Source organism: Salinispora fenicalii (assembly GCF_000514815.1).
Classification (GTDB): Bacteria; Actinomycetota; Actinomycetes; order Mycobacteriales; family Micromonosporaceae; genus Micromonospora; species Micromonospora fenicalii.
In genome coordinates this window covers 11,716-30,366 of the sequence record NZ_AZWQ01000009.1, presented here as the reverse complement: position 1 = coordinate 30,366, position 18,651 = coordinate 11,716, and the positions used below count along the sequence as shown (strand labels likewise).

Here is an 18,651-nt window from a genome sequence, read left to right as displayed (position 1 = left end):
CCGTCCGGCCGCTGTTAGCGGGCGGACGGAACCTCTCCTCCCCCGGCCATCGGCCGAGGTCAGGTGGTCAGGTGGCCTGCACAAGCTGAACCAGGTTGCCGCAGGTGTCGTCGAGGACCGCCGTGGTGACGGCACCCATCTGCAGGGGCTCCTGGGTGAACCGGACGCCCATACCGCGAAGTCGTTCCACTTCTGCGATGACATCCTCGACCGCGAAAGACGTAGCCGGAATTCCATCGTTGACCAACGCCTCCTTCCACGGCTTGGCCGCGGGATGGGCGTCCGGCTCGAGCAGCAGTTCGCAGCCGCCCGGATCCTCTGGCGAAACGACCGTGAGCCAGCGGTAGTCGCCGAGCGGAACCTCCATCTTCTTCACGAAGCCCAGCACCTCGGTATAGAACCGCAGTGCCACCTCCTGGTCGTGCACAAGAACGCTCGTGACGTGAATGCGCATCAGCTCTCCTTCGCTTCGCGGTTGCGCCATCGATTGGTAAGGCGCTCCAAGGGCTCGGTGTTGAGGTGGTGAAACTTGTAGCGACCCGCCCGACGGCTGGCCACCAGGTCGGCCCGGATCAGCACCTCCAGGTGCTGTGAGATCGCCTGGCGGGACGAACCCAGCTGGTGCTTCATGGTCAGTCGCGAGCAGATCTCGAACAACGTCTGACCGTCCCGCTCCGCCAGCTCGTCGAGGATCTTCCGGCGGGTCGGGTCGGCCAGTGCCTTGAAGACGTCACCCGTTCCAGCCTGGTGGCCCTTGTCTGCGCCAGCATCACTCACCCGACAATGATAGGCAAGTGGCTACTTGCCTATCTAGCCACTACTCGACACGCCAGCCCCGCCCACGCCTGGTCCCCCGTCAGGGCTCTCCACGCGATCCGCCGGGCTCACAGCGGCCCTCTGCATCGACTCCGAGCAGTGGAAAGATCGCAAGAGTGGCAAGATACCCGAGGTCAGGCGCGCTTCTTGATGGTGGGCCGGAGGTACCGCCAGGCGAACCACTTCGCCACGAACACCGGTGATCCGCTCCCGCTACGCCCGCGCCGCTCCTGAGTCTGATCGCCGGCCTTGTCGAGGTGAGCATCCAGCTCCGCACCGAGCGCTGATTCGAGGACGGTCCGGATGATCCCCGCGAGGAGCCCACCCGGGCCGACCAACGAGACTCCATCGGCCTTGGCCCGCTCGACCACTGCTGCGCAAACTCCACCTCCGCCGACGTCGGTTCAGGAAGCTGAACAGCGTTGTTCTTGTCTGTCATGACGTGGTCCTTCCTGGACAGGATCGACGTCCTGTACAGGAAGGACCACCCGGGTCAAACACGGAATTCTACGCAGTCCCTGCCGTCTCCCCGGCTCGGGTCTGCTCGGGGTCGCGGGGTATGGCGTCGTTGCTGTGTCGGTGGGCACGGTGGGGCAGACGCAGGATGACGGCGGCGAGGACGGCGGCGAGCAGAGATCCGGCGAGAATGGCGATCTTCACATGGTCATGACGTCCGGTGCCATCGGCGAAGGAGAGCTCACCGATGAGCAGGGAGACGGTGAAGCCGATTCCGGCGAGCATGGACAGTCCGGTGATGTGGGTCCAGGTCAGATTGGTGCCGAGACCTGTTCGGGTGAGGCGGGTGACGAGCCAGGTGACCGCGATGATGCCGAGGGGCTTGCCGATGACGAGCCCGGCGATGACGCCGATGGCGACCGGATCGGTGAGGGCGGACACCAGTCCGCCCAGGCCGCCTATGGCAACCCCGGCGGACATCAACGCGAAGACAGGTACGGCCAGGCCAGCGGAGACCGGTTTGACGGTGTGCTCGAAGCGTTCGATCAGGCTGGTGGGCACGGCGGTGTGCTCGTGCTGGGCCTGCGGGCGGGCGGGCACGGTGAGGGCGAGCAAAACTCCGGCGACGGTGGCGTGGACACCGGAGGCATGCACGAGTGCCCAGGCCGTGAGAGCCAGCGGCAGAAGCAGCCAGGCGGAGGTCACCTGGCGTCGTAACAAGATCGCGAAGGCAACCAGCGGTAGGGCGCTGGCCAACAGCGGCGTGACCGACAGGGTGGCGGTGTAGAAAACGGCGATGATCATGATGGCGATCAGGTCGTCCACCACGGCCAGGGTGAGAAGGAAGACCCGGACGGCGGGTGGCAGGTGTCGGCCAATGACGGCGAGTACCGCCAAGGCGAAGGCGATGTCGGTGGCGGCGGGGATGGCCCAGCCGCGTAGGGCGTCGGCTCCGGCGGCGGCGGTGATCAGCACGTACACGGCTGCGGGTGCCAGGACACCGCCGACGGCGGCGGCGATGGGCACCGCGGCGCGGCGTGGCTGCCGGAGTTCACCAGTCACGAACTCGCGTTTGAGTTCCAGCCCGGCAACGAAGAAGAAGATGGCCAGCAGGCCGTCCTTGGCCCATGCCGCCAGCGACAGATCCAGGTGCAGCCAGGTCGGACCGACAGTGAACGAGCGCATGGCGTCGTAGCCGGGGGATCCGGGCGAGTTCGCCCAGATGAGCGCGATGACGGCTCCGGCGAGCAGGAGCGCGCCGCCGGTCGTCTCCGCGCGCAGGACATCGGCGATGCGGCCGGCCTGGCGTCGTACGACGGATCCGGGCGGGAGATCTTGTCGGGTGGCGTCCATCGGTCCTCCTGTCTGGTGGGTACGGGGCAGCGCCTCACGAGGGACGTGTCACGGCGAGGCTGAGCAGCTTTGTACGGCTCGGCCTCGCCGCCGGGTCGCTGCCCACCTCACTCGCGAGGGCCGGGCGCGGCGGTTGCTTGTCCGTTCCGGACGGCGAGGGCGACGCCGTGATGGTGGTCGAGGGCACTGAAGGTAGTGGGCGATCCAGCCGCCACGGATCAGCCCGAGTTCGATGCGCTCGTCGACGGTGGTGAGGACTCACGGCTGCCGCGGGTAGCGGCCTGGGCGACTGCGCCGGTGTCCACGCCCCGTACCGCGACGCCAGCGGGTCACCGCGACGACGATCAGCCAGGCGTAGGTCGACACCGACGACGGTGGCGTGCCGGACCGGAAGGCCGTCGGCCGGGCAGGCAGCCCACGGCCCGCTGCGCGGCGGCATGCGCCGTTCCCGACATCGGTGGTCGCAGTGGTGGGCAACTCGGCGAACAAACAGCGGGGTCGTCGTCATCACCGTGCCCCTCGTCGCGGTGTCGGCAACTGTTCGAGGTGATCAGTGCGCGAATCCGGGGCGGAGTCGGTCGGCTCGCCGGCGTCGATGGCGTCCGTGGTGGTGCCGCGGGTGCTGTGCAGGCTCCATACGATCGACACCGTGAGCGTGGCGACGATGACGCCGAGAGTGACCGGAATCGGGAGTTTGCCGACCGGGGTCTCCGACAGGATCAGCTTGACGCCGGCGAAGGTGAGCAGGACTGCAAGTCCGTAGTGCAGGTGCACGAAGCGGCGCAGCAGCCCGGCGAGGCAGAAGTAGAGGCTGCGCAGGCCGAGGATCGCGAACGCGTTCGCGGTCCAGACGATGAAGGTGCTACTGGTGATGGCCAAGATCGTCGCCACAGAATCCATGGCGAAGATCAGGTCGGTGGCCTCGACCGCGATGAGCACCACGAACAACAGGGTGGCCACCCGCTTGCCGTTGATTCGGGTGAAGAACTTGTCGCCGTGATATGCCGGGTCGGTCGGGATCACCTTGCGCACCAGACGTACGACCGGGTTGCGGTCCGGCGGGGTCTGCCCGCCGTGGCGGAATGCCATCTGGTAGCCGGTGTAGATGAGGAACACACCGAACACGTAGGCGGTCCAGAAGAACGATTCCAGCAGTTCCGCGCCGACGATGATGAACACCAGCCGAAACACCAGGGCGCCGATGACTCCCCAGAACAGCACCTTGTGTTGGAAGGCGGCGGGGACGGCGAAGTAGGTGAAGATCAGCGCGAAGATGAACACGTTGTCGATCGACAGCGCCTTCTCGATCAGGTATCCGGCGTAATAGGTGCCGGCTACCTCGCCACCCTGCCACAGCCACAGGATCACGCCGAACAGCAGACCGGCGACGATCCAGATACCAGACCAGATCGCGGCCTCGCGGAACCCGATGACGTGGTTGTCGCGATGCAGGAACAGGTCGACTGCCAGCATCGCGGCAACCGCGAGCATGAGTACGGCCCAGACCCACCAGGACACGGACATTCTTGGGGAGACCTTTCGTCCCGGCCGGACCCACACAAGAGGCCGGCCGTGCTGGACGAAGGTCTCCCCAAGCCACTGAACCAGTGGCTGCACCACCGGAACCCGGGTAGGCCGGACTCGTACTGACGGCGGTGCGCGGAACGTCGGGTACTCCCCTTCGAACTACGACGAATTATTCGCGAAGCATGCTTCGTCTGTCAAGACTAGGGAGAGGACTTGCGATGCTGGTTTCGTGTCTCGAACTACGTAAATCGGAGTAGAGGACCACGTCGAGAACGGAGGCGCTGATGACTGTGGCAGCCCAGCCGAACACTGCACCCGCAGCGAAAGGGGTGGACATTTTTCACCAACCACGCGCACGTGCTACTGGCCATCGTTCGCGAGCCGGCCGCACGCCTGCGTGACGTCGCCACCTCCGTCGGCATCACCGAACGCGCCGCCCCGCAGGTTAAAGATCAAGTTAGTCCTCGCCGCCCCGGCCGACACCCTGCTGTCGCTCATCACCCGGAGGGATCGCAACTTGCCTCGGCGTCGAGCCCCAGGAGGCGCAGAAGGCGCTCCGGCATGCCAATCTGCGGATCACCTTGGAGACCTACGTGCACTGGCTGCCGAAGAAGGACCGGCCGTGGCCTGGTCGGTGACCTCCTGCGGAACTCCGGCAGTGCCGGGCAGAGTAGCTACCGAACCCAAGATCGGAGTTAGGTTGCGCCCTGACTCTGTGCCCGATGATCTTCAGCTTACGTTTTCGCAGCTCAGGAGTGGCTTGGAGTGGGGCGGGCGGGACTTGAACCCGCGACCGAGGGATTATGAGTTGAATCCCGATCATGATCGCGGGTGACGGGCAGTCCGTAGGGGTGTCTATCTATGCAGGTAGACACCCCTACGGCGGTTCATTCGTAGTGGACAGTGTCGCTTAGTCCGTAGACGTCCGGGCTCACGTCGGGCTCACTTTGGCTGCCGCTCTGCCTGAGCCGCTCCGGGATCTGCGAAGTACAGTCCGAGCACCTGAATCGGCCAGGTCGGTTGGCTTGGCCTCGCCGCGTGGGCCGACCTGAGTCCCCGCTTTCATGGCACGCTTACCTACTGCCAGCTTGTGGAGGGGTAGCGATAGGTGATTGGGCTGATTCCTTCTGACTCTGGCTACCCTACTCCAACGGGATCGTGTACGCGTGCACGAAGAAGGTTTCGACGCGCGCCCAGTGCAGGTGACCGGCAAGTGCCCCGTCGCCCTCCCGACCGAGGACCACATGCACATGGACCTTGCCGTCCCGGATCTCGCCGGTGCCACTCAACTCGAATGGCTGCCGGTACTCGTTGACGATGTCCGTGCTTGCGTCGTCCGCAGGCATGTTGCTGATCGCGCACCCCTCAACAGCACCGATGAGAGAGACGATTGCGCCATTCGCTATGCCCTCTTCCGCTGCACGCCGGGTAAGCGTGTCGACTACTTCTTCACCAGGCTTGACGCTCAACAGCTTCATCGACTGCTTATCCAATCTTTAGAGGAGTGGCACCGGCCAGCACTGCCGCATATGCGCGCAGGTTTTCGCGGCACGGTTCGTTCTTGACAGCCAACATCAGAGCGGATCGCATCCGGGTATCCTCTATGTCTATGCACGTCGCGAACAGTACGGCGCTGCACCATCGGGCGGCGGCGTCCCGGTTGTTCGCAAGCTCATCGGCAAGACGGCGCGATGCCCACGCTTTCGTGCCGTCACCTTCACCAAGCGTCCAGTCGGCTGCATGTGTGTTTGTCGCGCCGGATAGATCGGCTGCTCGCTCCCACGGCAGTTCCAGGACTCGGCTGGCGACGGCTGTGACGTAGAGGTGTCGGGCGTCTCGGTCGCTGCGGATGGCCGAGATTGCCGCATCGCTAAGGTCAGCCGCTCCCACCTTGGCGAGGATGCCGGCGGAGTTGACTCTGAGGACTGCGGTGGCACCGCTACGCATCCATGCGGTCAGGCCCCGGCATGCTTTCTCGTTTTCGGCTGCCAGAGCGCTGATGGTGAGATCGGTGGCGTGACTGGTCTGGGCGGTAGCGAGGAGATGCCCGCTGCCCTGGGCGATGTCACCGAATACGCGGTGGGCGACGAGAACGTCGGTCAGTGCCGGGTCCATGAATCGGTAGGCTCCGCCTGCTGTTCGTAGGACGTGTGGGTGCGCGTTCAAGCGATGAGAAATTGACTGCGGGATTCGGGAAGGATCCAGCTCGTCCTTACGGTTTTGCCAAAGGTGCCATGCGAGCCAATCGACGGCTTCGTGGTCACCAATTGGCTGGGCGGGAATCGAAGGGTCGTACAGAAACCCGCTGGCGGCGGTGGCGGCCGTCGAGGAAAGGAACTGGCGGCGGTTCACTGTGCCCTCTTTCTCGTCCAGCTCTTCGTTGGCGGCTGGCAGTGCGAACCACAATCGGTCTTCCGGTATGTGTAGCACTGCTGCCCACTGCGCCAAGCGGTCAAGGTGGACGACGGGGGGACCGTTCTCGATCCGGCTTAGTTGAGCTTGGCTCATGCCGACCCAGGAAGCGGCCTGATCTTGAGATATCGGATGGCGGCCATGGTAGGGGTGGGTTCGCCAGGCTCGGATCACTCGGCCCATGTGGCGGTCTTGTAGCGCTCGAGCAAGGACGACCTCGTTCCAAAAGTCGGCCGGAACCTTCGGCGCTGACTCTGGGTGCTGTCGGTCGTGGGACGAGCAGGGTGAACAGCGGCCATCGGTATTGTCGCGTGCGAGCCGTGCGCCGCAGCGGCAATAGCGGGTCTGGCGGGTCGATGTCATCTTGGCGTCCTTGCGTGGCTGCCGAGCCTTGATGGTAGGCAGTGCCTCTCCAAGATCCCATCCGAGTGTCGGTTGTGCCCATGCAGGAGGTGCATATCGACATCCATCATCTGTCATGTTGCCCAAGGTCCGCCCCACGGCATCGTGTCGTAACGATAAGCGATAGGTCGATTACGGCGTTGCGGCTCCTGCTTTGCGCTGCTCAGTCCACGCAGGCAGGCGGTCGGCACGTTGCGCTAGGCCGGACAACGCCCGGTCTTCCGCTCGCAAGGCGTACGACCACCAGCGTGAAAGGCGGTTGAGGATGGCCATGTACCCCGGCGGCGAACAGGTAGATGCCGCGCAGGTCGCGCTTGAGCGACACGCGGTGTCGAGCGCGGATGGTAGGTGTCTGAGCTGCGGAACGGCGGGGCCGTGCGCTTCCCGGGAAGCAGCGGTGTTGGTGTTCACGCGATCACTACGTCTGCCCTGCCGTCGGCCCGGGGCTACTCGCCCGGAGCTGGTCGGCGCGCGTCGTGTCGGTGTGCCCATGCTGCTCGCGGCGCGGTAGGTGGTCGTCATGGCAGTTGCCACCGCTGCGCGTTTTCCCCTACGCGCTGCTGCGGAGCCGGTGACGCCAGCAACGGTGGCGGATGCTCGTCGGTTGCTGGGGGCTCGGTTAGCGAACACGCGTAGGGCTGCCGGCGTCAGACAGGTGGACCTCGCCCGGATGGTTCGCTGGTCGCGCAGCACGGTCGCCAGCGTCGAGACGGGACGGGACGGGACGGCAGTCAACTCCACGAGAGTTCTGGTTTGCGTGTGATCTTGCTCTGGGTGCCGGTGGTTTGTAGGTGGCCGCGTGGGCGAAAACCGAGATGCTGTCGAGCCGCTTACGCGATCAGAGAGCGATGGAGCGGATCCAGCTGCGCTTGTCTGAGTCGCCGCCAAGGTGCGTGTGCCGCGATCTTCAACTCCTGCTCAATGAAGTAGCAGTAGCTACGTCGGCGGCGCACCTCGGCCGCTCGTCCGTCGTCCAAGCGGATGGAAGGGACAGCGCCGTGGATTACGACGCGGACCTGAGCCGTCCTCGGCACCGTCCGTATCGGTCACGCCGCCTCCCGCGCGGCCGGGCGTCCGGCATGCCGGTCAGGGCGTAGGCGCAAGCGCCTGACCCCTGGGCCGACGATGCCGCCTGCGGGCTACCTGCCGTCGCTTCGGGCCGCTCCACCGTCTGCTTCGGCGACACGGGCGTCGGATGGCCCGACACAGATCGATTGGACTCGCGCGGCCGAGACGGTGACCCGAGGTCAGCTCGGCCGTGCAAGGAGTCGCACGAGTGGAAGGAGTGAATCCCTCTAGCACGTCAGCTCTTGGCACGAACCCGTCAGCTTTCACACAGAAGGAGACACGGCACCATGACCGACACGATCACTGGTAACCCGACAATCGAGGCGTACACCGGTCCGATCGACCTGTCCCGTCCGCACTTCGTGGGCATCGGCGGTTGCGCGATGTCCGGCCTGGCGCGGCTGTTGGTCGAGTTGGGCCACGAGGTCAGCGGCAGCGATCTACGTGACTCGGCCGCGCTGGCGGCGCTGCGTGCGGCCGGCGTGCGAGCGCAGGTTGGGCACGACCCGGCGCGCACTGAGGGCGCTAGCTGCGTCGTCTACACCACCGTCGCGCAGAACGCGCCCGAGGTGCGTGCGGCCCGGGTCGCGGGCGTCCCGGTGGTGCATCGGGCGCAGGTCCTCGACGTGTTGGCCGCCGCGCGGCGACTGGTGGCGGTGTCCGGATCGCATGGCAAGTCCACCACGGCGGGCATGCTCGCTCACATCCTGCGCACGCTTGGGCAGAACCCGAGTTACCTGATCGGTGCCGACGTGGCCGAGGTCGGCTCGGGCGCCCACCTCGGCGCGTCTCGGCTGCTGGTGGCGGAGGCGGACGAGTCGGACCGCTCGTTCCACTTCCTTACTCCGTCGATCGCGGTCATCACGAACGTGACCGACGACCACCCGGAGAATTTTGTCAGCCACGCCGAGGTTCTGCGGGCCTACGTCGGGTTCGGCGGCCGGGTCGCCCCCGACGGGTTCCTGATCGTCAACGCGGATTGTGTGGGGGCGACGGTGGCCGCCGATGTGATCGCCGACGAGCGTCCCGACCTGACGGTACTGCGCTATGGCTGGGACCGGACGGCGGATGTGCGGCTGTTGGACGTGCACGCCGAGGGCTGGAGTGCGTCCGCGACGGTGCGGATGCCGAACGGAACGGAGGCCCGGCTGACCTTGCCGACTCCGGCGACGCACCACCTGGACAACGCGGCGGCGGCCATTGCGTGCGCGGTGGCGCTGGGCCTGGACCCCGTCGACGTGGCCGGGGCAGTGTGCTCTTTCGCCGGGGTGCGTCGGCGGTTCGAGCACATCGACACCCGCGCCGGGGTGACGGTGATCGATTCCTACGCCGATCACCCGCACGAGATCGCCGCCGATCTGGATGCCGCGCGCACCCTGGCGCGGGGTCGGGTGTTCGTGGTGTTCCAGCCATCCGGACACGCCCGCGTGCTGGCGTTCGGGGAGCGCATCGGCGGCGTTCTGGCGGACAAGGCCGATCACGTCTTGCTCCTGGATGTGCACGGCACGGTGCCGACCGGTCGACCCGTGGCGGACACCTCCGCGATCGTGGCCCGGCTGCGCGAGGGCGACTACTGCCTGCCGCTCGGCCCGGACCAGGCGGCGCGGCTCATCGGGCGGATGGCTGGCCGCGGTGACGTGGTGCTGACGATGGGCACCGGTGACGTAACCGGCTACGGTGCGGCGATCCTTGACGCTCTGAGCAGCCGGAGCGAGGTCGCGTTGTCCGCGTGAGTGCTACGCCTGGGCGGTGATGGCGCCGGGTTCCTCGATTAGCTTGTCCGCGAGCGCGAGGAGCCCGGCGCTGTTGGCTGCCTTGACCAACACCACGTCGCCCGGCCGCAACCCGTCGCGCAGCAACTCCCACGCCTCGGCTACGTTGCCCGCCCGGTCTAGGGCCGTGCCGTTGCCGGCTGCTCCGGTCGCGTACTGCTCGGCGTCGGCTCCGCCGATGGCGACTAGCCACCCGGCTCCGATCTCGGCCACCTGTTGCCCGATCTCGCGGTGCACCTGTGCGGCGTGGTCGCCCAGCTCAGCCATCTCCCCGAGCACCGCGACCGCCCGCCGCCCGTCCCCGGCCATCGCGTGCAAGGCGCGCAACGCGGCCCGCATCGCGTCAGGCGCGGCGTTGTAGGCGTCGTTGATGACGGTCACCCCGTCGGCGCGGGTGCTGACCTGCATGCGGCCGGGCGACGCCGCCTCGGCTTGCGACACCGCGTCGGCTACCGCCTCGATCGGGTGCCCTAGACCGAGGGCAACCGTGGCGGCGGCCAACGCGTTGGACGCCTGGTGCAGGCCGTAGAGACGCAACCGCACCTCGGCGGCCTGGCCGCCATGCATCAGCCGGAAGCCGGCGCGGCCCAACTCGTCCACGGTCACGCTCTCGGCGCGCACGTCAGCCGGGTTGTCGATGCCGTAGGTCAACACCCGGGCGCGGGTACGGCTCGCCAGCGCGGCCACCAAACCATCGTCGCCGTTGAGCACGGCCAACCCGCCGTCGCGGGCGTCGGGCAGCGCTTCCACGATCTCACCCTTGGCCTGGGCGATATTCTCCACCGACCCGAACTCGCCAAGGTGCGCGTGTCCGACGCGGGTGACGACGCTGACGGTGGGTGGGGCGATGCGGGTCAGGTAGGCCACGTGGCCTATGCCGCGTGCGCCCATCTCCAACACCAGATAGCGGGTGTCGGCGGTGGCGCGGGTGACCGTGTACGGCAACCCAAGCTCGTTGTTGTTCGACGCCCGGTTGGCCACCGTGGCACCCCACGCGGGCAGCACCTGGGCGAGGATGTCCTTGGTCGACGTCTTGCCCACCGAGCCGGTCACCCCGATCACGGTGGTTTGCGGCAGCCGGTCCACCACCGCGCGGGCGAGTCGCCCGTAGGCAGTGGGCACGTCCTCGACGACCACGGCGGGTACTCCGACTGGCCGTGACGCCAGCACCGCTGCCGCGCCGGCCTCGATCGCCTGGGCGGCGTAGTCGTGCCCGTCGACGCGCTCACCGGGCAGCGCCACGAACATGCCGCCGGCCTCGACGCGTCGGCTGTCGAACACAACTGGGGCGGTCACGATCACGCCTTGGGGAGCGTCGTGGACGGCTCCGCCGACAACGGCCGTGATCCCTTGCAGAGTCATCGGAAACACGTGATGAACCTACCGCCTGCGGTCGGCGGAACGAGGGCTGTAGCCGGATCGCGGTTGTCTGCGCGCCGGTAGCTACTGGCAATAGCCCAATTGGCACGATGCCAACTGTCGCTAGCGCTACTGGCACTGTGCCGAGCTGTGTTTTATGTACCGCAATTCGCCTGCCGGTCGCCGGTGGTCGTGATCGTGATCGTCGACGAGTTGGCAGAGCTGTACCTGGTCGCCTCCCGTGCGGACAAGGACGAAGCGCTGCGGGCGACCACGAACCTGTTGCGATTGGCGCAGCTCGGCGCGGCCCTCGGCGTGCACCTGATCCGCCGGGCTCACGTCGGGCTCACAGCGGCCCTCTGCATCGACGCCGAGCAATGGAAAAGATTGCAAGAGTGGCAAGAAACACCAGGTCAAGCGCGCTTCTTGATGTGGGGCGGGCGGGACTTGAACCCGCGACCGAGGGATTATGAGTCCCCTGCTCTGACCAGCTGAGCTACCGCCCCGTACCGCGCTGGATCGTACCCGCCTGGTTGATCAGTGGCCAGCATGAACCAGCTTCCCTCGATCACGGCGGCAAGCGCTGTAGCACGATGGGCAACGCGAGGATAACAGTGTGCTCCCGGCCTGCTCGGCCGAGGCACGGTCAGGCCGTTGGCCGCAGGTACGCGAGGACCGCGCCGGCGGTACGCCAGCCGCTGGCCAGTGCGCCCTGGATCGACGGGCTGTCTCGGTGGTCACCGGAGACGAAGAGGCCGTCGCCGAGCGCGACCGGGCGCCGGAGCCGGCCCTGTGGCGGTGGCGCGGCGGGGAGCGCCCCGGCGATGGTGACGGTGCTCAGATACGCCCAGTCGGCGGTGGACTGTCCGTAGAGGCGGGCCAGCTCGGTTCGGATCACCGGCTCGGGCGGTACGGTTGGGCCCACCATCGAGGTGGCGACGAGGTGCTGGCCCTTCGGCGCGTACGTCGGTGCCGCCTTGCTCACGACGACGGTGTTAGTGATCAACTCTCGGCGGTCGCCGTCAACGAGCAGAATCGGCTCCTTCAGTGGCGCCGTCTCGGTGGCGTGGTACCAGGTCGTGTAGCTGTGCATGCGGACTGCGGAGAGCGCCGGCAGCAGAGTGGTCGCCGTGGGTGGGTCGACCGCGACCACGACGGCCCGGGCGGTGACGGCACCGGCCGGGGTCCGCACCCGACCCGGCGCGACGTGGTCAACCGGGGTGTCCAGGTCGATCAGGTCGGTGGGGAGCGGGGCGGCGATCGCGTACGGCAGCGCGGCCATCCCCTCGGCGGGCAGCCCGATGCGGCCCCGGACGAAGGAGCGCAGCACCAGCGCGAAGACGTGGCTGGAGGTCTCCAGCTCACGTTCCAGGAACACACCGGAGAGAAACGGCCGGAGCAGTTGCTCGATGATGGTGCCGGAGAGGCCGGCGCGGCGCAGTGCCGCCTCGGTGGTGGTCTCCGGGGCGTGGAGTAACTGCCGCGCGGGCAGCGTGGCGGCGCCGGTGGCGAGTGCGGCGAAGCGGAGTCGGTCGAGCAGCGACCCGACTCCGGCGAGCAGGGCGGTGGGCGCACCGGCGGGTTCGCGGAGCGGGTTAACCAGTCTGGTACGGGTGTCGCCGTGGCGCACCAGCACCCCGGGGACGAGGTACCCGAGGTCGAGCTGGTTGACGTCCAGCAGGGTGCCGAGCCGCGGGTACGCGGTGTTGAGCACCTGGAAGCCCCGGTCGAGCCGGAACCCGTCAACGAGGTCGGTGCCGACCCGGCCGCCGAGCCGGCCACTCGCTTCGAGGAGCCGCCAGGGCACCCCGGCGCGGTGCAGCCGGCGTGCCACCGCCAGCCCGGCCAGGCCACCACCGACGATCACCACGTCCGTATCAACCGGCATCGCGCGACTCCCGCCCTCCGCTGGTCCGGGCCAGCCGGCTCGGCCACCAGATCTTCGACCCGATGTCGTACGCGAGGGCGGGCACCAGCAGCGAGCGGACGATGATCGTGTCGATCAGGACGCCCACGGCGACCGCCACGCCCAGTTCGATGAGCACCACCAGCGGAAGTACGGCCAGCGCGCTGAACGTCGCGGCGAGCACGACGCCGGCGGAGGTGATGACTCCACCGGTGACGACGAGCCCGTGCAGCACCCCGGAGCGGGTACCCCGCCGCACCGCTTCCTGCCGGATTCGGCTCATCAGGAAGATGTTGTAGTCGATGCCGAGGGCGACCAGGAAGACGAAGGCGAACAGCGGGAAGGAGGCGTCCACACCGGGGAAGTCGAAGAGGTACTTGAAGATCAGCGCGCAGAGGCCCAGCGTGGCGCCGTACGAGAGCAGCACGGTGGCGACGAGCAGCAACGGGGCGAGCAGGGCGCGCAGCAGCAGCGCCAGGATGACGGCGATGACGCTGAGGACCACCGGGATGATGACATTGCGGTCTCTGGTGGAGGCGTCAGCGGTGTCGATGTTGATCGCGGTGACGCCGCCGACGACCGCGTCGGCGGCGGGTACGGCGTGGACCGCCGTCCGTAGCTCCCGAATGGTCTCTTCGGCGCCGTCGGAGTCCGGTGTGTCGGCGAGGGTCGCCTCGAGTTGCACGATGCCGTTGACGACCTTCGGCGGCTCGGTCGGTGGTGAATCGCCGCCCGAGTCCGAGCCTGGGCCGACGCCGGGGCGGTCGGTGACCGGTCGGACCGCAACGACACCGGGCGTCTCCTGGGCCACGGCGGCGACCTGTTCGGCGGTCTCCTGGCGGGTGAAGATGATGGCCGGGCTACCGGTGCCGGCCGGGTAGTGGCGGGCGATCGTGTCCTGGCCCGCGACCGAGTCCGTCGGCTCGGTAAACAGGTCGCTCTCGCCCAGGGTGGTCACGTTCAGCTGGGTGAGGCCGAGGGCGAGTGCGGCCAGCGCGAACGCGGTGACCAACCACACTGTGCGGGACCGGCGGGCGACGAACCCCGCGACGCGGCCCCAGATGCCGTGTTCGGTCTGCGGCTCGGCGTGGTCGAGTCGCGGTTGGCGTGGCCAGAACACTCGGCGTCCGCCGAGCACGAGCAGCGCGGGTAGGAGGGTGAGCATCACCAGCAGGGTGGCGCCGATGCCGATGGCGGCCACCGGCCCGAGTGCCTGGTTGGAGCTCAGGCTGGACAGCAGCAGGCAGAGCAGGCTGGCGATGGTGGTGCCGGCGGAGGCGGCGATCGCCGGGGCGGCGCCGCGCCAGGCCGCCGCCATGGCGGCGGCGGGCTTGTCGTGCCGGTGTAGCTCCTCCCGGTACCGGGCGATCAGGAGCAGGGCGTAGTCGGTGCCGGCGCCGAAGACCAGCACGGTGAGGATGCCCTGCGCCTGCCCGTCGAGGGTCAGGATGTCGGTTTCGGCGAGCCGGTAGACGATCGCCGTGGCCAGTGAGAAAGACATGCCGGCGGCGAGCAGCGGGAAGATCCACAGCACCGGGCTGCGGTAGACGACCAGCAGGATGAGGAGCACTACGCAGAGAGTGACCAGCAGCAGCGTCCCGTCGATCGCCGAGAAGACATCGATCAGGTCGGCGAGCAGGCCGGCCGGCCCGGTGACGTTGACGGTGAGCCCGTCCCGATCCGCACCGACGACGGTGCGCAGCTCCGCCACGACGTCGGCGATCTCCTCGCCCCGCTCATCGTCCACCGGGACGATCAGCTGGACCGCTTGCCCATCCGAGCTGGGGATCGGCGGCGGCAGCGGGCCAACCACACCGGGTACTTCGGCGATCTCGGCCGCGTCGGCGGCGATCTGCTGCTGGTCGGCGTCGGTGATGCCGCTGGTGCGTTCGTAGACGATCAGCGCCGGGGTGGTCAGCTGGTCCACGAAGAGTTCGGAGAGGTCCTGGGCCCGGGTCGCCTCGGCCTCGGTGGGGAGGAAGGCGGCGTTGTCGTTGGTGGTGACCTCACTGAGTCTGCCGGTGTACGGCCCGGCGAGGCCGCCGACCACCAGCCAGGCGAGCGCGATGAGCAGCGCGACCAACGTGCCCCGGCCCGCGGCACCTTTCCCGGACATCCACACCCACCCGATGCGCCTTCCGGCACGTTAGGGATCTTGGTCAACGTCTCCTATCCTGCCCTCCGGCTCCCGTTTCGGTACCGGAACCACCGGCAGGGACCACCGTGGGGTGATGCGCCGGCCTGATGGTCCGGGCCTCGAAACGAAGGAAGCCCACCGACTCAGGTCGGTGGGCTTGATGGGGAGGGAGCTCCCCCGTTTGGACTCGAACCAAAAACCTGCCGGTTAACAGCCGGCTGCTCTGCCAATTGAGCTACGGGGGATCGTGCCGTCACCCGACTTCCGGAGCTCCGGTTCGCCGGGCGACGGGACAAGAGTACAGGACTACCGGCGGTCTCAGTCGAGGGGGTTACCGGGCCGTTGCGGGTGCTGCCGCAGGAATTCCCACCCCAATATTCAGGATGTTCAGGATAAATCGGCGTCAGGGCACCCGGAGACCAGCACGGGGAGCAGGATGGGGAGTTAACACGTCAGGTACGGAAGGAGCCGCCATGCGCGGAAAGATCATGTTCCTGGGCGGGATGGCGCTGGGATTCGTCCTGGGCGCCCGCGCCGGCCGGGAAGCGTACGAGGAACTGGTGGTCTGGGGTCGAAAGATCGTCGACCACCCGACCGTCCAGGAGGCGGCGGGAGTGGCGCAGGCACAAGCGAACCGGTTCTACAGCGAGAGCCGAGACAAGCTCGGTCAGTCCAAGCTGGGCGAGACCTTCGGCGGCAACGGCCAGCGATGGGGCCCGGCCGCCGCGGACGACCCCTTCGCCGGCGCACCGGTTACCGGTAGAGCAACCGACTCATCCGGCGGGATGCGATAAAGAGGCCGACGGCCAGGACCACCAGCAGGTATCCGATGTCGAGCAGCCACGTCCAGCCACCGCCGCCGACGGTGATCCCCCGGATCAGGTGCACCGCGCGGTAGAGCGGAGTTACCTCGACCAGCCAGCGCAGCAGCGTCGGGTAGGCCTGTGCCGGTACGAACGTGCCGGAGAAGAGGAAGAGCACGAACTGTGCCGATGCCAACACGTCGAAGTCCTGCCAGCTCCGCATGAAAGTGGCGATCGTCATGCCAATCGCCCCGAACGTGAAACCGACCAGCACCGCCGCCGGGAAGGCGACCACCGCCCGGGCGGCGGTAGTCAGGTCCATCACCACCATCACCACGAGGAACGCGCCGGAGTAGGCGCTGCCCCGGAGCATCGCCCAGGCCAGCTCGCCGAGGGCGATCTCGAACGGCTGCACGGGAGTGGCGATCACCCCGTCGTACAGCTTCATGTACTTCATCTTGCCGAAGAAGTTGAAGGTGGTCTCCGCGAACGATCCGGTCATCGCCGATGCGGCGAGCATCGCGGGCGCGACGAACGCCGCGTAGCTGACGACGGTTCCGCCGGGCAGCGTCAGGTCACCGACCAGCGCCCCCACCCCGACCCCGATGGAGAAGAGGTAGAGCAGCGGCTCGATGAAGCCGGAGACCAACAACAGCCAGTAGATCGACTTCAGGGCCGAGACGTTCCGTTCGGCCACCGAGACCGACCGTCGCGACGCCGCCGAGACATCCATCAGCCGGGGCAACACCAGAGTGACCATGACGCCCCCTTTCCTAGACGACGAGCCTGCGGCGCAGGGCACGATGGGCGAGCAGCCACCCGCCGACCGCCCAGGCGGCGAGGTAGAGCAGGTGGCCGGTGACCGACCAGACCGGCGCAGTGCCGAGGGTGGCTGCCCGGCTCAGGTCAACCGCGTGCCAGAGCGGCGTCGCGTACGCCAGCCAGCGCAGCCCCACCGGCAGCGACTCGACCGGGAAGAAGACCCCGGCGAAGAGCGTCATCGGGATCACCGCGAACCGGAATAGTAAGGCGAGCCAGCTGTCGCTGGAGGCTGTTGCCGCGTACGCGAAGGTGGGTGCGGCAACAGCCAGGCCGAGCAGCGCCGCCACCGGTAGCGCCAGCACCGCCCACGGTGAGCGCAGGGCCCCCAGCACCCCGGTCACCAGCAGATACGCCGCGGCCGAGGTCAGCACCCGGAACAGCACGAACGCCAGCTGACCGGCCATGATGTCCGCTACCCGCAGCGGTGCCGCGAACTGGGCGAAGTAGATCTTTGTCCACTGGAGGCTGCTGTAGACCGGCCAGGTGGACTCGGCGATCGCCACCTGTAACGCGGTTGACGCGAGCAATCCCCCGACGATCCACTCCAGGTAGGAGACGCCCTCGACCCCCTGGTCGATAAGGGCCCCGACGCCCACACCGAAGCCAAGCACGGTCAGTGTGGGGAGCAGGAACGACGAGAGCGCCCCACCCCGCCAGGTGCGCCGGTAACCGACCAGGTGGTATTGCAGCACCGCTAACGCCGGCACCCGGGCCGGGCCGGGCCGGGCCCGCTTGGCCGCGAGTTGTGTCATGCCACTTCGCTCCCCATCCATCCGACCCTCCGGCCCGGCTCCTCGCGGCCTCAGTCGATCAAAGTGCGGCCGGTGAGGTGCAGAAAGACATCCTCCAGGCCGCTGCGCCGCACCAGCACGTTGATCGGGTGCAGGCCGAGCGCGGTCACCTCGGCCACCGCCGCATCACCGTCGGGCACGTAGAGCAGGATCCGGTCGGGCAGCACCTCGACCCGTTCGCCGAGCTGCTCGAGTTTGCTGGCGAACGGCTCCTGCGACTCGCCCGCGAAGCGCAGCTCGACCACCTCGCGGGTGGAGTGCTGCTCGATCAGCACGCGGGGGGAGCCTTCGGCGACGATCCGCCCCCCGTCCATCACCACCAGCCGGTCACAGAGCTGCTCGGCCTCGTCCATGTAGTGCGTGGTAAGCACCAGCGTGACGCCCTGCTGCTTGAGCTGGAACAGCCGCTCCCAGACCAGGTGCCGGGCCTGCGGGTCGAGACCGGTGGTCGGCTCGTCCAGGAGCACGATCTCGGGCTCGTTGACGAGCGCGCGGGCGATGGTGAGCCGTCGCTTCATGCCGCCGGACAGCGGCTCCACCTTGCTGTCGGCCCGCTCGCTGAGCTGCACGAAGTCGAGCAACTCGGCGGCACGCAGCCGAGCCACCCGGCGGGCGATGCCGAAGTAGCGAGCGTAGGTGATCAGATTTTCCCGGACGGTCAACTCCGGGTCGAGCGTGTCGAGCTGGGGGCAGACACCGAGGCGGGCCCGGATCTCCGGCCCGTCTCGCACCGGGTCCATGCCGAGGATGCGCAGCTCCCCGCCGCTGGGCGGCGAGACACAACCGATCATGCGCATGGTGGACGATTTGCCGGCGCCGTTGGGCCCGAGGAAGCCGAACGCCTCCCCAGCCCGGACCGCAACGTCGATGGCGTCGACCGCTGTGAAGCCGCCGAACCGCTTCACCAGCCCCCGCGCCTGGATGAGTGGTTGAGCCGTGGTCACCCCCTGACCCTAGCCACCCGGTCCGACACTCCCCACCAGGTTTTCGCCCAGCCGGCCGGTCCAGATCCGCGGCGGGGCCGCCT

The 18,651-nt window shown here is 67.8% G+C and carries 16 protein-coding genes, 2 tRNA genes and 2 pseudogenes; 5 read left to right on the top strand and 15 right to left on the bottom strand.

All coding sequences use genetic code 11. The features are described 5' to 3' along the window. Window positions 1-67 precede the first annotated feature (67 nt). The 5 genes from B116_RS0101740 to B116_RS0101720 form a co-directional block, all read right to left on the bottom strand. Window positions 68-454 carry a VOC family protein gene (locus tag B116_RS0101740; protein ID WP_027659030.1) on the bottom strand — a complete coding sequence of 129 codons (387 nt, stop codon included), beginning with the start codon at window positions 452-454 and terminating at the stop codon, window positions 68-70. Continuing rightward, window positions 454-777, bottom strand: a complete 324-nt coding sequence (locus B116_RS0101735) for an ArsR/SmtB family transcription factor (RefSeq protein WP_027659029.1) — start codon at window positions 775-777, stop codon at window positions 454-456. The genes B116_RS0101740 and B116_RS0101735 overlap by 1 nt, the downstream gene beginning before the upstream one ends. A 173-nt stretch (window positions 778-950) precedes the next feature. Next, the gene (locus B116_RS24630) at window positions 951-1,187 is read right to left on the bottom strand and encodes a hypothetical protein (RefSeq protein WP_033667239.1); all 237 of its coding nucleotides are present in this window, start codon (window positions 1,185-1,187) and stop codon (window positions 951-953) included. A 136-nt stretch (window positions 1,188-1,323) separates the two neighbouring features. Next, window positions 1,324-2,625, bottom strand: a complete 1,302-nt coding sequence (gene nhaA, locus B116_RS0101725; RefSeq protein ID WP_027659028.1) for a Na+/H+ antiporter NhaA — start codon at window positions 2,623-2,625, stop codon at window positions 1,324-1,326. A 507-nt stretch (window positions 2,626-3,132) separates the two neighbouring features. Continuing rightward, on the bottom strand, window positions 3,133-4,149 hold the full coding sequence (locus tag B116_RS0101720; protein ID WP_027659027.1) for a TerC family protein: 1,017 nt from the start codon (window positions 4,147-4,149) through the stop codon (window positions 3,133-3,135). A gap of 287 nt (window positions 4,150-4,436) precedes the next feature. Here B116_RS0101720 and B116_RS28895 point away from each other — a divergent pair. Further along, window positions 4,437-4,698: pseudogene (locus B116_RS28895) on the top strand (MarR family transcriptional regulator); the annotation flags it as partial. 596 nt (window positions 4,699-5,294) lie between these two features. Here the strand turns inward: B116_RS28895 and B116_RS26115 are convergent. Further along, on the bottom strand, window positions 5,295-5,630 hold the full coding sequence (locus tag B116_RS26115; RefSeq protein ID WP_082312660.1) for a PPC domain-containing DNA-binding protein: 336 nt from the start codon (window positions 5,628-5,630) through the stop codon (window positions 5,295-5,297). A 7-nt stretch (window positions 5,631-5,637) separates the two neighbouring features. Next, window positions 5,638-6,747 carry a helix-turn-helix domain-containing protein gene (locus B116_RS0101705; RefSeq protein WP_223874497.1) on the bottom strand — a complete coding sequence of 370 codons (1,110 nt, stop codon included), beginning with the start codon at window positions 6,745-6,747 and terminating at the stop codon, window positions 5,638-5,640. 739 nt (window positions 6,748-7,486) lie between these two features. Here B116_RS0101705 and B116_RS28890 point away from each other — a divergent pair. Next, complete coding sequence (locus tag B116_RS28890) at window positions 7,487-7,729, top strand: helix-turn-helix domain-containing protein (protein WP_082312658.1); 243 nt, start codon at window positions 7,487-7,489, stop codon at window positions 7,727-7,729. A gap of 592 nt (window positions 7,730-8,321) precedes the next feature. Continuing rightward, window positions 8,322-9,767 carry a UDP-N-acetylmuramate--L-alanine ligase gene (locus B116_RS0101700; protein WP_027659025.1) on the top strand — a complete coding sequence of 482 codons (1,446 nt, stop codon included), beginning with the start codon at window positions 8,322-8,324 and terminating at the stop codon, window positions 9,765-9,767. A gap of 3 nt (window positions 9,768-9,770) precedes the next feature. On the opposite strand, the gene B116_RS0101695 is transcribed toward B116_RS0101700, so the two are convergent. Then, the gene (locus tag B116_RS0101695) at window positions 9,771-11,102 is read right to left on the bottom strand and encodes a UDP-N-acetylmuramoyl-tripeptide--D-alanyl-D-alanine ligase (protein WP_223874493.1); all 1,332 of its coding nucleotides are present in this window, start codon (window positions 11,100-11,102) and stop codon (window positions 9,771-9,773) included. A 213-nt stretch (window positions 11,103-11,315) separates the two neighbouring features. Between B116_RS0101695 and B116_RS28885 the strand changes: the two are divergent. Next, a pseudogene (locus tag B116_RS28885) lies at window positions 11,316-11,435 on the top strand (hypothetical protein); the annotation flags it as partial. A gap of 162 nt (window positions 11,436-11,597) precedes the next feature. On the opposite strand, the gene B116_RS0101690 reads toward B116_RS28885, so the two are convergent. The 4 genes from B116_RS0101690 to B116_RS0101675 all read right to left on the bottom strand — a co-directional run bounded on the left by B116_RS0101690 (window position 11,598) and on the right by B116_RS0101675 (window position 15,453). After that, window positions 11,598-11,671, bottom strand: a tRNA-Ile gene (locus B116_RS0101690). 140 nt (window positions 11,672-11,811) lie between these two features. Next, entirely contained in the window at window positions 11,812-13,053 is a 1,242-nt protein-coding gene (locus B116_RS0101685) for an NAD(P)/FAD-dependent oxidoreductase (protein WP_027659023.1), read from the bottom strand. Continuing rightward, window positions 13,043-15,187, bottom strand: a complete 2,145-nt coding sequence (locus tag B116_RS0101680; protein ID WP_018724387.1) for an MMPL family transporter — start codon at window positions 15,185-15,187, stop codon at window positions 13,043-13,045. The genes B116_RS0101685 and B116_RS0101680 overlap by 11 nt, the downstream gene beginning before the upstream one ends. 193 nt (window positions 15,188-15,380) lie before the next feature. After that, window positions 15,381-15,453, bottom strand: a tRNA-Asn gene (locus tag B116_RS0101675). Window positions 15,454-15,681: 228 nt separating this feature from the next. Here B116_RS0101675 and B116_RS0101670 point away from each other — a divergent pair. Further along, window positions 15,682-16,002, top strand: coding sequence for a hypothetical protein (locus tag B116_RS0101670; RefSeq protein ID WP_027659022.1), 321 nt, complete (start codon window positions 15,682-15,684; stop codon window positions 16,000-16,002). On the opposite strand, the gene B116_RS0101665 is transcribed toward B116_RS0101670, so the two are convergent. From B116_RS0101665 to B116_RS0101655, 3 genes are read right to left on the bottom strand one after another with little or no spacing between them, the layout of a single operon-like run. Continuing rightward, a complete protein-coding gene (locus tag B116_RS0101665) occupies window positions 15,962-16,771 on the bottom strand; it encodes an ABC transporter permease (protein WP_027659021.1) in 810 nt (269 codons plus the stop codon). The genes B116_RS0101670 and B116_RS0101665 overlap by 41 nt on opposite strands. Window positions 16,772-16,784: 13 nt before the next feature. Then, entirely contained in the window at window positions 16,785-17,585 is an 801-nt protein-coding gene (locus tag B116_RS0101660; protein WP_027659020.1) for an ABC transporter permease, read from the bottom strand. A 50-nt stretch (window positions 17,586-17,635) separates the two neighbouring features. Further along, window positions 17,636-18,568, bottom strand: a complete 933-nt coding sequence (locus B116_RS0101655; protein ID WP_018724391.1) for an ABC transporter ATP-binding protein — start codon at window positions 18,566-18,568, stop codon at window positions 17,636-17,638. Window positions 18,569-18,651 lie beyond the last annotated feature (83 nt).

Excerpts from the sequence above, each read along its gene's own strand:
- nhaA (WP_027659028.1), bottom strand. The coding sequence starts at position 2,625 with ATGGACGCCACCCGACAAGATCTCCCGCCCGGATCCGTCGTACGACGC.
- B116_RS0101720 (WP_027659027.1), bottom strand. The coding sequence starts at position 4,149 with ATGTCCGTGTCCTGGTGGGTCTGGGCCGTACTCATGCTCGCGGTTGCC.
- B116_RS0101665 (WP_027659021.1), bottom strand. The coding sequence starts at position 16,771 with ATGGTCACTCTGGTGTTGCCCCGGCTGATGGATGTCTCGGCGGCGTCG.
- B116_RS0101740 (WP_027659030.1), bottom strand. The coding sequence starts at position 454 with ATGCGCATTCACGTCACGAGCGTTCTTGTGCACGACCAGGAGGTGGCA.
- B116_RS0101685 (WP_027659023.1), bottom strand. The coding sequence starts at position 13,053 with ATGCCGGTTGATACGGACGTGGTGATCGTCGGTGGTGGCCTGGCCGGG.
- B116_RS0101670 (WP_027659022.1), top strand. The coding sequence starts at position 15,682 with ATGCGCGGAAAGATCATGTTCCTGGGCGGGATGGCGCTGGGATTCGTC.
- B116_RS0101660 (WP_027659020.1), bottom strand. The coding sequence starts at position 17,585 with ATGACACAACTCGCGGCCAAGCGGGCCCGGCCCGGCCCGGCCCGGGTG.
- B116_RS28890 (WP_082312658.1), top strand. The coding sequence starts at position 7,487 with ATGGCAGTTGCCACCGCTGCGCGTTTTCCCCTACGCGCTGCTGCGGAG.
- B116_RS0101705 (WP_223874497.1), bottom strand. The coding sequence starts at position 6,747 with ATGGGCCGAGTGATCCGAGCCTGGCGAACCCACCCCTACCATGGCCGC.
- B116_RS0101700 (WP_027659025.1), top strand. The coding sequence starts at position 8,322 with ATGACCGACACGATCACTGGTAACCCGACAATCGAGGCGTACACCGGT.
- B116_RS26115 (WP_082312660.1), bottom strand. The coding sequence starts at position 5,630 with ATGAAGCTGTTGAGCGTCAAGCCTGGTGAAGAAGTAGTCGACACGCTT.
- B116_RS0101680 (WP_018724387.1), bottom strand. The coding sequence starts at position 15,187 with ATGTCCGGGAAAGGTGCCGCGGGCCGGGGCACGTTGGTCGCGCTGCTC.